The 15,982-nt window shown below is 52.2% G+C and carries 11 protein-coding genes, 1 pseudogene and 1 riboswitch; of the genes and pseudogenes, 4 read left to right on the top strand and 8 right to left on the bottom strand.

Translation table 11 applies throughout. The features are described 5' to 3' along the window. Positions 1-400: 400 nt before the first annotated feature. Both murI and btuB read right to left on the bottom strand, forming a co-directional pair. Positions 401-1,258, bottom strand: a complete 858-nt coding sequence (gene murI, locus BFF42_RS24585; RefSeq protein WP_000201824.1) for a glutamate racemase — start codon at positions 1,256-1,258, stop codon at positions 401-403. After that, a pseudogene (gene btuB, locus BFF42_RS24580) lies at positions 1,203-3,051 on the bottom strand (TonB-dependent vitamin B12 receptor BtuB). Before btuB ends, murI begins: the two are co-directional and overlap by 56 nt. Positions 3,052-3,105: 54 nt before the next feature. After that, positions 3,106-3,295, bottom strand: a riboswitch (cobalamin riboswitch). A gap of 113 nt (positions 3,296-3,408) precedes the next feature. On the opposite strand from btuB, the gene trmA reads away from it, so the two are divergent. Then, a complete protein-coding gene (trmA, locus tag BFF42_RS24575) occupies positions 3,409-4,509 on the top strand; it encodes a tRNA (uridine(54)-C5)-methyltransferase TrmA (protein WP_000187019.1) in 1,101 nt (366 codons plus the stop codon). Positions 4,510-4,547: 38 nt separating this feature from the next. Here the strand turns inward: trmA and BFF42_RS24570 are convergent, their stop codons facing one another. Together BFF42_RS24570 and fabR are read right to left on the bottom strand one after the other, a co-directional pair. Continuing rightward, positions 4,548-4,907 carry a YijD family membrane protein gene (locus tag BFF42_RS24570; RefSeq protein WP_000806411.1) on the bottom strand — a complete coding sequence of 120 codons (360 nt, stop codon included), beginning with the start codon at positions 4,905-4,907 and terminating at the stop codon, positions 4,548-4,550. Continuing rightward, positions 4,907-5,557: an HTH-type transcriptional repressor FabR gene (gene fabR / locus BFF42_RS24565; RefSeq protein WP_122988064.1), complete on the bottom strand. Its 651-nt coding sequence runs from the start codon at positions 5,555-5,557 to the stop codon at positions 4,907-4,909. Before fabR ends, BFF42_RS24570 begins: the two co-directional genes overlap by 1 nt. A gap of 320 nt (positions 5,558-5,877) precedes the next feature. On the opposite strand from fabR, the gene sthA reads away from it, so the two are divergent. Beyond that, positions 5,878-7,278, top strand: coding sequence for a Si-specific NAD(P)(+) transhydrogenase (gene sthA, locus BFF42_RS24560; protein ID WP_001120824.1), 1,401 nt, complete (start codon positions 5,878-5,880; stop codon positions 7,276-7,278). Here the strand turns inward: sthA and oxyR are convergent. From oxyR to argC, 4 genes are all read right to left on the bottom strand, one after another. Next, complete coding sequence (gene oxyR / locus BFF42_RS24555) at positions 7,261-8,178, bottom strand: DNA-binding transcriptional regulator OxyR (RefSeq protein WP_001025939.1); 918 nt, start codon at positions 8,176-8,178, stop codon at positions 7,261-7,263. The two genes, sthA and oxyR, sit on opposite strands and share 18 nt — an antisense overlap. Positions 8,179-8,444: 266 nt before the next feature. Further along, positions 8,445-9,818 carry an argininosuccinate lyase gene (argH, locus tag BFF42_RS24550; RefSeq protein WP_001230080.1) on the bottom strand — a complete coding sequence of 458 codons (1,374 nt, stop codon included), beginning with the start codon at positions 9,816-9,818 and terminating at the stop codon, positions 8,445-8,447. Positions 9,819-9,878: 60 nt separating this feature from the next. Next, positions 9,879-10,655, bottom strand: a complete 777-nt coding sequence (gene argB, locus BFF42_RS24545; RefSeq protein ID WP_001302318.1) for an acetylglutamate kinase — start codon at positions 10,653-10,655, stop codon at positions 9,879-9,881. 7 nt (positions 10,656-10,662) lie between these two features. Further along, positions 10,663-11,667, bottom strand: coding sequence for an N-acetyl-gamma-glutamyl-phosphate reductase (gene argC / locus BFF42_RS24540; RefSeq protein WP_000935392.1), 1,005 nt, complete (start codon positions 11,665-11,667; stop codon positions 10,663-10,665). A gap of 153 nt (positions 11,668-11,820) precedes the next feature. Between argC and argE the strand changes: the two genes are divergently transcribed. Beyond that, positions 11,821-12,972, top strand: coding sequence for an acetylornithine deacetylase (argE, locus tag BFF42_RS24535; RefSeq protein ID WP_012421546.1), 1,152 nt, complete (start codon positions 11,821-11,823; stop codon positions 12,970-12,972). 351 nt (positions 12,973-13,323) lie between these two features. Next, complete coding sequence (gene ppc, locus BFF42_RS24530) at positions 13,324-15,975, top strand: phosphoenolpyruvate carboxylase (RefSeq protein WP_001005586.1); 2,652 nt, start codon at positions 13,324-13,326, stop codon at positions 15,973-15,975. The last annotated feature ends 7 nt before the right edge of the window (positions 15,976-15,982 follow it).

Below are 15,982 nucleotides of genomic sequence, written 5' to 3'. Positions count from 1 at the left end.
CTGAGCCATGATCAAACTCTTCAATTTAAAAGTTTGATGCTCAAAGAATTAAACTTCGTAATGAATTACGTGTTCACTCTTGAGACTTGGTATTCATTTATCGTCTTGCGACGTTAAGAATCCGTATCTTCGAGTACCCACACAGATTGTCTGATAAATTGTTAAAGAGCAGTGCCGCTTCGCTTTTTCTCAGCGGCGCGGGGTGCGCATAATACGCTTTCCCGCTACAGAGTCAAGCATTTATTTTTGCTTTCTCTGTCGGAATTCTCAGGAGAACCCCGCTGACCCGGCGGCGTGTTTGCCGTTGTTCCGTGTCAGTGGTGGCGCATTATAGGGAGTTATTCCGGCCTGACAAGAGGAAATTTAAAATAATTTTCTGACCGCGCAACATTCAACCAAATCAGCCTAAAACTGCCAGTTTTTCGAGCGTTTCGAAGCCGTAACGCTGTAAAACGGGCAATAATTGTTCAGCTTCTGGCGTCATTGCCATACAAAAGGCAATATTCGCATCGGCAGATTTTGCATCCGGGGCTTCATGTTCTAACAACCAGGCCGTTCGGCGAGCAATCGCTGCGCCAGAATCCACTAGCCGGGTTCCCTCTGGCAGCACTTGTAACAGTTCTTCTTGTAGTAGAGGGAAATGGGTGCAACCCAATACAACGGTATCTGGCGGCTCTTTCATTCTTAACCACGGGCGTAGGATACGTTTTAGTGCATCCAGAGAAACATCTTCGCCATGTAGCTTCGCTTCAGCCAACTCAACCATCTCTGCCGAGCCCAGCATTTCTATCTGGCATTCATTAGCGAAACGCGCGATCAGCTCATGAGTATAGGAACGTTTAACTGTTCCGCGGGTTGCCAGTAATCCGACAATGCTATTTGCCGTCAGACGTGCAGCAGGTTTAATCGCCGGCACGACACCAACAACCGGAAAGTCGAACTTTTCGCGTAATGCAGGAAGTGAAACGGTACTGGCAGTGTTGCAAGCGACCACAGCCAGCGCAAGGGGATAACGTTCTTGCACCGCGGTGACAATTGCCACCACTCGCTCAACAATAAACGCTTCGCTTTTTTCGCCATACGGGAAAGCGACGTTATCGAAAGCATAAATGTAATGGAGATCCGGTAAGAGATGCCGGATCTCGTCATAGACCGACAACCCACCGACGCCGGAGTCAAACACCAGCACGGTGGGACGTGGTTCAGAAGGTGTAGCTGCCAGACAAGGTGTATTCCCGTCCTGCAGTTTGGTAGCCATAGACTGTCTCATAATCTTTGTCGAACAGGTTGGCTATTTTACCACGAACTGTCAGGTGAGAGGTGACCGGATACGCAACCGCAAGATCCCACAAGCTCACACCGCCCATTTTAACGGTTTGATAAGGATAAGATGAGTAATCCTTATCATAGCGAGTGCCTAAATACTGATAAGTAATACCCCAGTCGAAGTCATACAACTGCCAGTCGAGCTGGTATTTCACCTGCTGTTTAGCACGGCGTAACAACGGCGTGTCGGTAATCGCATTGCGCGCATCGACATAATCATAACTCACAGTATGCGTCAGTGGTCCGGTATCAAAATTGGCGGTCGCCTCGACGCCCTTAATCCGCGCTTTCCCTTCGTTGTAATATTTCAGGGTGTGATCATCATAATCGATCAAGTCACTGACATCGTTACGATATCCGGAAATACGCCAGTTCACCCCAGCGGTTAAGCCTTCAAACGCGCCTTCCCACTGTTTGCTTTTCTCCGGGTCCAGATTCGGATTTCCGTAGAAGCCATACAGTTGCCCCAAATTTGGTGCCTTATAAGATGTCCCGTAGGAAGCAATGAAGCGATAACCTTCGATGAATTCCCAACCGGCGCTGGTTTGCCAGGTTCCATGACGACCAAACTGTGAGTTATCGTCACTGCGTGCTGCGCCTTCAAAGGTAAAATCGCCGACTTGTTGCAGCCCGGTCAGATAGATGCCGGTATTACGTTGATCATATCCATCCTCAACATAACCTGTACCCGGCGTCGTAGTCTGTTTCTGCCAGTCGACACCCGCACCAATACTACCGTGACCAACGATGACATTGTTTGCCCACTGGACGGTGTATTGCTTCATCTCATCGAGCGTCGCCGACGAATCATAACGACCATAATGGGGATCGTAGTTGTAATCTTTGCTATGGCTATAGCTGGTAATGAGTTGTGATTTAATCAGTTCGCCGTTATAGCGCAGCCCGGCGTCCCAACTTTGGCTATAGAGTTTACGGGTATCGAGCAACGGTGAACCGGGAGAATAATACGCGTCATAATTGGTACGGTTATCATAGCCATAGCCGCGCACAAAGCCGCTCCAGGCATCAGTAAAGTTATGCTCCAGCGCGCCATAAAGCGTTTTACTTAAAAAACCATCGTTATCTGTCTGCGCTTGCGTTCCGGTATTACCATAGGCAACAACATCATAACCATGAGTATGGGCATAATCGCCCAACAGCGTTACCCGTGTCTTATCCCCCAGTTGTTGCTGCGTAGAGACATCATAGTTCTGATAACTATTGCTTCCCCACCCTGCTGAAATTTCCGTTCCGGGTTCATCGCGCGTCGTGATGATATTCACCACCCCGCCTATTGCATCGGAACCATAAACAGCGGAGCGCGGCCCACGGATATATTCAACACGCTGGACAAGCGCACGCAATAGGGAACTGGCTAAGGTCGGCAGAACCACTCACCCCCGCCAGATTCAGGCGTACGCCATCAATTAACACCAACACATGACTGGCATTTGTACCGCGAATAAAAATAGATGAGAGCTGACCTGAACCGCCGTTTTGGGTGATATCGACGCCCGGAAGACGGCGCAGCACATCATTGACCGAGGTCGACTGCCAGCGGTCGATATCCTGACGGGTCACAACGGTGGTTGGTGCAAGCACAGTGCTGCGCGGCTGTTCAAAACGGTTAGCAGTAACGACGAGAGTATCCGGGCTGGTATCCTGTGCCCAAGCGGAAAAGGCTGTGACAGAACACGCCGTCAGCAGCGAAGCTTTTTTAATCATTGTAAAGCATCCACAATAGAAGAAGGATGCCGCAGGTTTCATCAATATTACGCGATGATGAGACGTTGGCCGGCAGGTCTTCGGGCTTGGAGGGGTATCTAAGATACTAAGAGATGATGACTTCCCACCGGATGGCAGTGTCCGCATAACGCAATCATCGCACCTTTCCTTACCGCTGCGCGTCAGCTCCAGATTCGCACTGGATTCCCTATTAACTCACAGGACCGGCAAGTGGATGCTACAGGTTGTAACAAGTTACTGTCCAGACGTAGCTCACAAATAGGAATTCATCAAGATCTGGACATCTGATGAGCAATCCCTACAATCGCCGCGTACTTTAATTTTTCAGGATACATCATGACCCCCGAACACCTTCCAACAGAACAGTATGAAGCGCAGTTAGCCGAAAAAGTGGTACGTTTGCAAAGTATGATGGCACCGTTTTCTGACCTGGTTCCGGAAGTGTTTCGCTCGCCGGTCAGTCATTACCGGATGCGTGCGGAGTTCCGCATCTGGCACGATGGCGATGACCTGTATCACATCATTTTCGATCAACAAACCAAAAGCCGTATCCGCGTGGATAGCTTCCCCGCCGCCAGTGAACTTATCAACCAGTTGATGACGGCGATGATTGCGGGTGTGCGTAATAATCCCGTTCTGCGCCACAAGTTGTTCCAGATTGATTACCTCACCACGCTGAGTAATCAGGCGGTGGTTTCCCTGCTATACCATAAGAAGCTGGATGATGAGTGGCGTCAGGAAGCGGAGGCCCTGCGCGATGCACTGCGCGCGCAGAATCTGAATGTGCATCTGATTGGTCGGGCAACGAAAACCAAAATCGAGCTGGATCAAGATTACATCGACGAGCGTCTGCCGGTCGCAGGGAAAGAGATGATCTACCGTCAGGTAGAAAACAGCTTTACCCAGCCGAACGCGGCGATGAATATTCAGATGCTGGAATGGGCGCTGGACGTAACCAAAGGCTCAAAAGGCGATTTACTGGAGCTGTACTGCGGCAACGGTAACTTTTCATTAGCGCTGGCGCGCAATTTTGATCGGGTATTAGCCACCGAAATCGCTAAGCCGTCGGTTGCTGCTGCGCAATACAACATCGCAGCTAACCATATTGATAACGTACAAATTATTCGTATGGCGGCAGAAGAATTTACTCAGGCGATGAATGGTGTGCGCGAGTTTAACCGCCTGCAAGGGATCGACTTAAAGAGTTATCAGTGCGAAACCATTTTTGTCGACCCACCGCGCAGCGGTCTGGACAGTGAAACCGAGAAAATGGTGCAGGCGTATCCGTGTATTTTGTACATCTCCTGTAACCCGGAAACGTTATGCAAGAATCTGGAAACATTAAGCCAGACGCACAAGGTCGAACGTCTGGCTCTGTTTGATCAGTTCCCCTACACGCACCATATGGAGTGCGGCGTATTACTGACCGCGAAGTAAAACCCATGCCGATGCGCCAGCATCCGGCATAATACCGATTACTCAGCAACTTCCTGCTTACGGTTACGCATCTTCGCGCCAATCCAGAACACCATAATGACGGAGAGTACTGCCGGGAAGAAGTTAGAGCCGATATCCGGATATTCCGCACGAACTACCGTGCTGTACAGCAGTACGCCGAGAATAAAACAGGCAGCTGCCAGACCCGGCAAGCCTACCGGCATAGTGCGATTAAGATAACGTTGATGCAGGCAGTAAACCGTCAGCACCAGGGAAATAATCGGGAATACAGAAAATGGCACAATGGAGCTAAACAGCGCTGCGAAAGTACCATTAATCGATAAGCCAGCAACTAACGCCAGCAGCAGCGTACCTCTATCTTGATTTGCTTGTTTCATTACTCGTCCTTCACATTTCCCGGAATAATTGCGGTTTTCTCTTGTTCACGGCGATACCAGTAATAAGCCCCTTTCGAAATCATTCGCAGTTGCAGTACCAGTCGCTCTTCTAATTGCCGACGTTGTTCGACGCCGACGTCCAACGCCTCGGCACCCGCACTGAAGACAATTGTCACCATTGCTTCGGCTTGCGCTTCAGTAAACGCACGCGGCATATGGTTTTCGAGTTCCAGATAGTCCGCAAGTTCCGCAATGAAGTGCTGAATTTCACGCGCAACGGCGGCACGAAACGCAGCGGAGGTGCCGGAGCGTTCCCGCAATAATAACCGGAAGGCGTTAGGATTATTACCGATGAACTCCATAAATGTGGAGACCGAGGTGCGGATCACACTCCCGCCTTTGGCGATACGCTGACGCGCCTGGCGCATGAGTTGGCGTAGCATTAAACCGCTCTCATCAACCATGGTCAGACCCAGTTCGTCTACGTCGCGGAAATGCCGATAAAAAGAGGTGGGAGCAATGCCCGCTTCACGCGCCACTTCACGCAAACTCAGGCTGGCGAAGCTGCGTTCAGCACTTAATTGGCTAAATGCGGCTTCCACCAGCGAACGGCGGGTTTTTTCTTTTTGTTGCGCTCTTATGCCCATCACGATGTCTGAATCCTTGCCAAAAGTACTGCTGGCACTATACCAGAGAATGAACATACTGGATTGCTCCAGTATTGTGAATGAACGGTAACGCAATAAAACATATTTACTGGCCGGTTCTTTTACGTACAGCGGAAACCTGCCGCTTAAACGGAGAGTATCGTCGATAAAAATCCAATAAAACGTCAGGGCAAAAGTAAGAAACAGACAAAGCAAAGGCCGCTCAGGATATAGCCAGATAAATGACGGGGATCAATTGGCTTACCCGCGATAAAATGTTACCATTCTGTTGCTTTTATGTATAAGAACAGGTAAGCCCTACCATGCCACATTCCTACGATTACGATGCCATAGTAATAGGTTCCGGCCCCGGCGGCGAAGGCGCTGCAATGGGCCTGGTTAAGCAAGGTGCGCGCGTCGCAGTTATCGAGCGTTATCAAAATGTTGGCGGCGGTTGCACCCACTGGGGCACCATCCCGTCGAAAGCTCTCCGTCACGCCGTCAGCCGCATTATAGAATTCAATCAAAACCCACTATACAGCGACCATTCCCGACTGCTCCGCTCTTCTTTTGCCGATATCCTTAACCATGCCGATAACGTGATTAATCAACAAACGCGCATGCGTCAGGGATTTTACGAACGTAATCACTGTGAAATATTGCAGGGGAACGCTCGCTTTGTTGACGAGCATACGTTGGTGCTGGATTGCCCGGACGGCAGCGTCGAAACACTAACCGCTGAAAAATTTGTTATTGCCTGCGGCTCTCGTCCATATCATCCAACAGATGTTGATTTCACCCATCCACGCATTTACGACAGCGACTCAATTCTTAGCATGCACCACGAACCGCGCCATGTACTTATCTATGGTGCTGGAGTGATCGGCTGTGAATATGCGTCGATCTTCCGCGGTATGGATGTAAAAGTGGATCTGATCAACACCCGCGATCGCCTGCTGGCATTTCTCGATCAAGAGATGTCAGATTCTCTCTCCTATCACTTCTGGAACAGTGGCGTAGTGATTCGTCACAACGAAGAGTACGAGAAGATCGAAGGCTGTGACGATGGTGTGATCATGCATTTGAAGTCGGGTAAAAAACTGAAAGCTGACTGCCTGCTCTATGCCAACGGTCGCACCGGTAATACCGATTCGCTGGCGTTACAGAACATTGGGCTGGAAACTGACAGCCGCGGACAGCTGAAGGTCAACAGCATGTATCAGACCGCACAGCCGCACGTTTACGCGGTGGGCGACGTGATTGGTTATCCGAGCCTGGCATCAGCGGCCTATGACCAGGGGCGCATTGCCGCGCAGGCGCTGGTAAAAGGCGAAGCCACCGCACATCTGATTGAAGATATCCCTACCGGCATTTACACCATCCCGGAAATCAGCTCTGTGGGCAAAACCGAACAGCAGCTGACCGCAATGAAAGTGCCATATGAAGTGGGCCGCGCCCAGTTTAAACATCTGGCACGCGCACAAATCGTCGGCATGAACGTGGGCACGCTGAAAATTTTGTTCCATCGGGAAACAAAAGAGATTCTGGGTATTCACTGCTTTGGCGAGCGCGCTGCCGAAATTATTCATATCGGTCAGGCGATTATGGAACAGAAAGGTGGCGGCAACACTATTGAGTACTTCGTCAACACCACCTTTAACTACCCGACGATGGCAGAAGCCTATCGGGTAGCTGCGCTAAATGGCTTAAACCGCCTGTTTTAACACTTTATCGAAATGGCCATCCATTCTTGCGCGGATGGCCTCTGCCAGCTGCTCATAGCGGCTGCGCAGCGGTGAGCCAGGACGATAAACCAGGCCAATCGTGCGGCGAGGTTCCGGCTTAATACACGGCAAATAAACAACCCCATCGCGTTTGCGCTCCGGCGGCACAGCCAGCGCAGGCAGTAAAGTGATCCCGCTACCTGCCGCCACCATGTTACGCAGTGTCTCCAGGCTGGTCGCGCGGAAGTGTGTATCTTCATCCGCCCCGGCTTCAAAGCAGAAACCCATTGCCTGATCGCGCAAACAGTGACCATCTTCCAGCATCAGCAGTTTTTCCCCTGCCAGATCGGCCATCGGTACGCATTCGCGGTTCGCCCACGGGTGATCTTCATAGATAGCCAGCAACATTGGCTCATCAAACAACGGCACTTCAATGAATGCTTCGCTCTCTTTCACCAGCGCGAGGATCACGCAATCGAGTTTGCCGCTGTCCAGTTGCGCCAGTAACTGGTGGGTCTGTGCTTCATGCAGATACATTTCCAGCTTTGGAAATGTCTGGTGCAGCATCGGGATAATATGCGGCAGCAGGTACGGTCCAACCGTAGGAATCAAACCAATATGCAGCGGTCCGGACATCGTCTCGCCCTGCTGGCTTGCCATCTCTTTAAGGACTTTCACCTCACGCAGCACGGTACGCGCCTGATCCACCAGCAGCATTCCCGCCTGGGTGAACAACACTTTACGGCTGGTCCGCTCCAGCAACATCACGCCCAGCTCATCTTCCAGCTTACGAATTTGGCCGCTAAGCGTCGGCTGGCTAACGTGGCAGGAATCTGCCGCACGCCGAAAATGGCGGTGTTCAGCCAATGCCACCAGGTACTCAAGATCACGAATATTCATTATCCATCCTCCATCGCCACGATAGTTCATGGCGATAGGTAGAATAGCAATGAACGACTATCCCTATCAAGCATTCTGACTGATAATTGCTCACAGAAACGGAGCGGCACCTCTTTTAACCCTTGAAGTCACTGCCCGTTTCGAGAGTTTCTCAACTCGAATAACTAAAGCCAACGTGAACTTTTGCGGATCTCCAGGATCCGCTTTTTTTTGCCATAAAAAAGCCCGGCGATAAGCCAGGCTCAAATTTGTACATATAAATGTTCTTACCCCAACCGCGCCTGCGCAAAAGCAATCGCTTGGGCCACCTGCTGCGGTGAGACACCGCCTTTTGCCGCACGCTTGTCGAGGCACGATTGTAGCGACAGAATCGGATAGACATCTTCGCCAATCACGTGGCTGAATTTCTGCAACTCGTCGAGCGGCAGATCTTCCAGCGGTTTGCCCTGACGAATGGCTTCCACCACCGCTTCACCCACGATATGGTGCGCCTCGCGGAAAGGTACGCCTTTCGCCACCAGGTAATCCGCCAGTTCGGTGGCGTTGGCGTAACCCTGCTGAGCCGCTTCCTGGCAACGTGGACGTTTCACCTGAATGCCGTCCAGCACCAGCGCCGCCATATGCAGGCAGTCCAGCCAGGTATCGAGCGCGTCGAACAGACCTTCTTTGTCTTCCTGCATATCTTTGTTGTAAGCCAGCGGCAAACCTTTCAGCGTCATCATCATGCCGGTTAACGCACCCTGCACCCGACCGCATTTACCGCGAATCAGCTCCAGCGCATCCGGGTTTTTCTTCTGCGGCATTAATGATGAACCGGAAGTCACGCGGTCAGAAAGCTCCACAAACCCCGCTTCGCCGGTGTTAAAGAAAATCAGATCTTCAGCAAAACGCGACAGATGCACCATGCCGATAGCGGCAGCCGACAGCAGTTCCAACACATGGTCACGGTCAGAAACGCTGTCCAGACTGTTACGGGTCGCCGAAGCAAAGCCCAGCCAGCCTGCTAACTGTTCACGGTCGATTTCATAGGCCGTTCCCGCCAGCGCGCCACAGCCTAATGGGCTGACATCCAGACGCTTAAGCGCATCCTGCAAACGGCTTTCATCACGCGCCAGCATCTCAACATAGGCCAGGCACCAGTGCGCGAACGTCACCGGCTGGGCGCGTTGCAGGTGAGTGTAACCTGGCATTACCGCGTCCTGATTGTTTTGTGCGGTTTCCACCAGCGCCGATTGCAGCTGCCGGTTAGCCGTCAGTAACTCGCTAACGGTATCTTTGCACCACAGTTTCAGGTCAGTCGCTACCTGATCATTACGGCTACGCCCGGTATGCAGCTTTTTGCCTAACTGGCCCACTTTGTCGATCAGTTTGCCTTCCACCCAGCTATGGATATCTTCGGCGTCGCTTTCAAGGATTTGTTGTGGCCTGGCGCGAACATCTTCCAGCAACACGTTCAGCGCCTCTTCCAGTTGCGCCTGCTCTTCTGCGGTTAACACGCCGACCGTTACTAGGGCTTTGGACCAGGCCACAGAGCCAACAATATCCTGCTCCGCCAGACGGTAATCAAAGCGCAGTGAGTCGTTGAATTGTTTGAACCGTTGATCTGCTGCCTGGGTAAAACGCCCGCCCCAAAGTGCCATAACTCTGTTTCCTTATTTTGAAATTCAATGCCGGAAAGCTGCGCCTCCGGCTAACAAAACTTAAGCTAAAATCCGCGTACCCATCGGCATACCGTTAAACAGTGCCGGAAGCTGCTCCGCATGACGCCAGGAGGCGATATCTACCGGACGGCCCAGCGTGCGGGCCGCATCCAGCGCCGCGTTCACTTTCACTATCATGCCGTCAGTAATAATGCCCTGCTCAATCAGTTGTTCTGCTTTCGCGGCGGTCATTTCGGCAATGCGTTGCCCTTTGCCGTCGAGAATGCCGCTGACGTCGGAGAGCAAAATCAGATCCGCGCCCAGCGTTGCCGCCAGCGCCGTTGCCGCCTGGTCGGCATTGACGTTCATCAGTTGCCCTTCGTCTGTTACGCCAATGGAGCTGACCACCGGCAGATAACCGTTCTCCAGCAAGGAGTTGATAAGCTTAGGCGAACCTGGCTGCGCCAGTCCAACATGACCTAACTCTTCATCAAGCTGGGTCACTTTGACGCTGTCGCCATCACCGAGAAACAAACCTACGGCCGCAATCTGATGTTTCTTCGCCCATGCCAACAGGGTTTTATTTGCCGTTCCCGCCAGTGCTCCGGTGATAATGTCTATCTGATCAGCAGGCGTCACCCGCAGGCCGTTTTTCTTTTTCACCGGCAGATTCAGCCCTTTCATCAGCTCATCCACCACGCAACCGCCGCCGTGCACAATCACCAGCGGACGCTGATGTGACTCACGATAATTCACCAGTGCGCTAAACAGACGTTCCAGCGCCTCTTCACTATCCAGCAGTACGCCGCCCAGTTTGATAATTAATGGATTCATCATTGCACCCTTAAATAAGAGACTGCGTTTCCGCATAGCCGAAACGAATATTGGCGCACTGTACCGCTTGTGCCGCCGCGCCTTTCAGTAAGTTGTCTTCGGTCGCCACAATAATCAGATGCTCGCCCTGAACGGCAAACCCGATATCGCAAAATGGCAGCCCAACGACATTTTTCAGCGCCGGAACGCCTTTGTCATACAGCCGCACCAGCGGTTTATGGGCATACGCCTGCTGTAACACTTGCGCGACTTGCGCCTGGGTCACACCCGATTTCAGGCGGCAGGTAATGGTTTCGAGAATGCCGCGCGGGAAATTGCCCAGATGTGGGGTGAAGATAACGTCAGCACCGAGGTGTGTGGCGATCTCTGGTTGATGGCGATGAGTAAAGACGCCATACGGTTGCAGGCTAACTTCACAAAAACTATTTGAAATCGCTGCCTTACGTCCTGCACCGCTCACGCCGCTGGTGGCGTTGATCGCCGGCCACTGATTGAGGTCAAGAAGATCGGCATCAATCAACGGTTTCAGCGCCAGCTGTGCCGCCGTCGGATAACAGCCTGGCACCGCAATCAAATTCGCTTCTTTTAATTTATTACCGCACCACTCCGCCAGACCGTAGGCTGCCTGTTCCAGCTGTTCCGGGTATTGATGGGTAAAGCCGTAATATTTTTCATAGAAGGTGGCGTCGTTAACACGAAACGCGCCGGAAAGGTCGAACACCACGCAGCCCGCTTCAAGAAACTGCGGCGCTAAATCGTGGCTAACTTCATGGGCGGTGGCGAGAAACACTACGTCCACCCCTGGGCTAAACTCGCTGATATCCGACATCGGCTGCAACGGCAGCTCAACGATGCCTTTTAGCTGCGGATGCAAATCGGAGATTAACTTTCCCGCATCATTGCTTTGCGCTGAAACAGTCAAAGCGGTTATGTTCATATGCGGATGGCGATTTACATAGGTCACTAGCTCTGCGCCAGCGTAGCCGCTGGCACCCACAATCAGCGTATTCAACATCGGGGCTATTCACCTTCTTATGTCTGGTTGCCAGGTTAAACGTAAAACATTCACCTTACGGCTGGTGGGTTTTATTACGCTCAACGTTAGTGTATTTTTATTCATAAATACTGCATGAATATTGATACTATCATGACCAGAGGTGTGTCAACAATGAAAAACAAATTACCGCCATTTATCGAGATTTACCGCGCTCTGATTGCCACACCTTCAATAAGCGCTACGGAAGAGGCACTCGATCAAAGCAATGCAGATTTAATCACTCTGCTGGCGGACTGGTTTAAAGATTTGGGCTTCAATGTGGAAGTGCAGCCTGTTCCAGGAACTCGCAACAAATTCAATATGCTGGCAAGTATCGGACAGGGGGCTGGCGGCTTGTTGCTGGCGGGGCATACCGATACGGTGCCATTTGATGACGGTCGCTGGACGCGCGATCCGTTTACACTGACGGAGCATGACGGCAAGCTTTACGGCTTAGGCACCGCCGACATGAAAGGCTTTTTTGCGTTTATCCTTGATGCGCTACGCGATGTCGACGTCACGAAACTGAAAAAACCGCTCTACATTCTGGCGACTGCTGATGAAGAAACCAGTATGGCCGGAGCGCGTTATTTTGCCGAAACTACCGCCCTGCGCCCGGATTGCGCCATCATTGGCGAACCGACGTCACTACAACCGGTACGCGCACATAAAGGTCATATCTCTAACGCCATCCGTATTCAGGGCCAGTCGGGGCACTCCAGCGATCCAGCACGCGGAGTTAACGCTATCGAACTAATGCACGACGCCATCGGGCATATTTTGCAATTGCGCGATAACCTGAAAGAACGTTATCACTACGAAGCATTTACCGTGCCATACCCTACGCTCAACCTCGGGCATATTCACGGTGGCGACGCTTCTAACCGTATTTGCGCTTGCTGTGAGTTGCATATGGATATTCGTCCGCTGCCTGGCATGACATTCAATGAACTTAATGGTTTGCTCAACGATGCATTGGCTCCGGTGAGCGAACGCTGGCCGGGTCGTCTGACGGTCGACGAGCTGCATCCGCCGATCCCTGGCTATGAATGCCCTCCGAATCATCAACTGGTTGAAGTGGTTGAGAAATTGCTTGGAGCAAAAACCGAAGTGGTGAATTACTGTACCGAAGCGCCGTTTATTCAAACGTTATGCCCGACGCTGGTGCTCGGTCCGGGTTCCATCAATCAAGCTCATCAGCCTGATGAATATCTGGAGACGCGGTTTATTAAACCCACCCGTGAGTTGATTATCCAGGTAATTCACCATTTTTGCTGGCATTAAAACGTAGGCCGGATAAGGCGCTCGCGCCGCATCCGGCACCGTTGCCAAACTCCGGTGCCGCAATAATGTCGGATGCGATGCTTGCGCATCTTATCCGACCTACACCTTTGGTGTTATGTATGGCGATTTTTTAACATTTCCATAAGTTACGCTTATTTAAAGCGTCGTGAATTTAATGGCGTAAATTCCTGCTATTTATTCGTTTGCTGAAGCGATTTCGCAGCATTTGACGTCACCGCTTTTACGTGGCTTTATAAAAGACGACGAAAAGCAAAGCCCGAGCATATTCGCGCCAATGCGACGTGAAGGATACAGGGCTATCAAACGATAAGATGGGGTGTCTGGGGTAATATGAACGAACAATATTCCGCATTGCGTAGTAATGTCAGTATGCTCGGCAAAGTGCTGGGAGAAACCATCAAGGATGCGTTGGGAGAACACATTCTTGAACGCGTAGAAACTATCCGTAAGTTGTCCAAATCTTCACGCGCTGGCAATGATGCTAACCGCCAGGAGTTACTCACCACCTTACAAAATTTGTCGAACGACGAGCTGCTGCCCGTTGCGCGTGCGTTTAGTCAGTTCCTGAACCTAGCCAACACCGCCGAGCAATACCACAGCATTTCGCCGAAAGGCGAAGCTGCCAGCAACCCGGAAGTGATCGCCCGCACCCTGCGTAAACTGAAAAACCAGCCGGAACTGAGCGAAGACACCATCAAAAAAGCAGTGGAATCGCTGTCGCTGGAACTGGTCCTCACGGCTCACCCTACCGAAATTACCCGTCGTACACTGATCCACAAAATGGTGGAAGTGAACGCCTGCTTAAAACAGCTCGATAACAAAGATATCGCTGACTACGAACACAACCAGCTGATGCGTCGCCTGCGCCAGTTAATCGCCCAGTCATGGCATACCGATGAAATCCGTAAGCTGCGTCCAAGCCCGGTAGATGAAGCCAAATGGGGCTTTGCCGTAGTGGAAAACAGCCTGTGGCAAGGCGTACCAAATTACCTGCGCGAACTGAACGAACAACTGGAAGAGAACCTCGGCTACAAACTGCCCGTCGAATTTGTTCCGGTCCGTTTTACTTCGTGGATGGGCGGCGACCGCGACGGCAACCCGAACGTCACTGCCGATATCACCCGCCACGTCCTGCTACTCAGCCGCTGGAAAGCCACCGATTTGTTCCTGAAAGATATTCAGGTGCTGGTTTCTGAACTGTCGATGGTTGAAGCGACCCCTGAACTGCTGGCGCTGGTTGGCGAAGAAGGTGCCGCAGAACCGTATCGCTATCTGATGAAAAACCTGCGTTCTCGCCTGATGGCGACACAGGCATGGCTGGAAGCGCGCCTGAAAGGCGAAGAACTGCCAAAACCAGAAGGCCTGCTGACACAAAACGAAGAACTGTGGGAACCGCTCTACGCTTGCTACCAGTCACTTCAGGCGTGTGGCATGGGTATTATCGCCAACGGCGATCTGCTCGACACCCTGCGCCGCGTGAAATGTTTCGGCGTACCGCTGGTCCGTATTGATATCCGTCAGGAGAGCACCCGCCATACCGAAGCGCTGGGCGAGCTGACCCGCTACCTCGGTATCGGCGACTACGAAAGCTGGTCAGAGGCCGACAAACAGGCGTTCCTGATCCGCGAACTGAACTCCAAACGTCCGCTTCTGCCGCGCAACTGGCAACCAAGCGCCGAAACGCGCGAAGTGCTCGATACCTGCCAGGTGATTGCCGAAGCGCCGCAAGGCTCCATTGCCGCCTACGTGATCTCGATGGCGAAAACGCCGTCCGACGTACTGGCTGTCCACCTGCTGCTGAAAGAAGCGGGTATCGGGTTTGCGATGCCGGTTGCTCCGCTGTTTGAAACCCTCGATGACCTGAACAACGCCAACGATGTCATGACCCAGCTGCTCAATATCGACTGGTATCGCGGCCTGATTCAGGGCAAACAGATGGTGATGATTGGCTATTCCGACTCAGCAAAAGATGCGGGCGTGATGGCAGCGTCCTGGGCGCAATATCAGGCACAGGATGCATTAATCAAAACCTGCGAAAAAGCGGGTATTGAGCTGACGTTGTTCCACGGTCGCGGCGGTTCCATTGGTCGCGGCGGCGCACCTGCCCATGCGGCACTGCTGTCACAACCGCCAGGAAGCCTGAAAGGCGGCCTGCGCGTAACCGAACAGGGCGAGATGATCCGCTTTAAATATGGTCTGCCAGAAATCACCGTCAGCAGCCTGTCGCTTTATACCGGGGCGATTCTGGAAGCCAACCTGCTGCCACCGCCGGAGCCGAAAGAGAGCTGGCGTCGCATTATGGATGAACTGTCAGTCATCTCCTGCGATGTCTACCGCGGCTACGTACGTGAAAACAAAGATTTTGTGCCTTACTTCCGCTCCGCTACGCCGGAACAAGAACTGGGCAAACTGCCGTTGGGTTCACGTCCGGCGAAACGTCGCCCAACCGGCGGCGTCGAGTCACTACGCGCCATTCCGTGGATCTTCGCCTGGACGCAAAACCGTCTGATGCTCCCCGCCTGGCTGGGTGCAGGTACGGCGCTGCAAAAAGTGGTCGAAGACGGCAAACAGAGCGAGCTGGAGGCTATGTGCCGCGATTGGCCATTCTTCTCGACGCGTCTCGGCATGCTGGAGATGGTCTTCGCCAAAGCAGACCTGTGGCTGGCGGAATACTATGATCAACGCCTGGTAGACAAAGCACTGTGGCCGTTAGGTAAAGAGTTACGCAATCTGCAAGAAGAAGACATCAAAGTGGTGCTGGCGATTGCCAACGATTCCCATCTGATGGCCGATCTGCCGTGGATTGCAGAGTCTATTCAGCTACGGAATATTTACACCGACCCGCTGAACGTATTGCAGGCCGAGTTGCTGCACCGCTCCCGCCAGGCAGAAAAAGAAGGCCAGGAACCGGATCCTCGCGTCGAACAAGCGTTAATGGTCACTATTGCCGGGATTGCGGCAGGTATGCGTAATACCGGCTAATCTTCCT

This window comes from Shigella sp. FC1661 (assembly GCF_001712525.1).
In the GTDB taxonomy this organism is placed as follows: domain Bacteria; phylum Pseudomonadota; class Gammaproteobacteria; order Enterobacterales; family Enterobacteriaceae; genus Escherichia; species Escherichia coli.
Note: the sequence above shows the minus strand (reverse complement) of the source record. Positions and strands in the feature narration are given on the sequence as shown.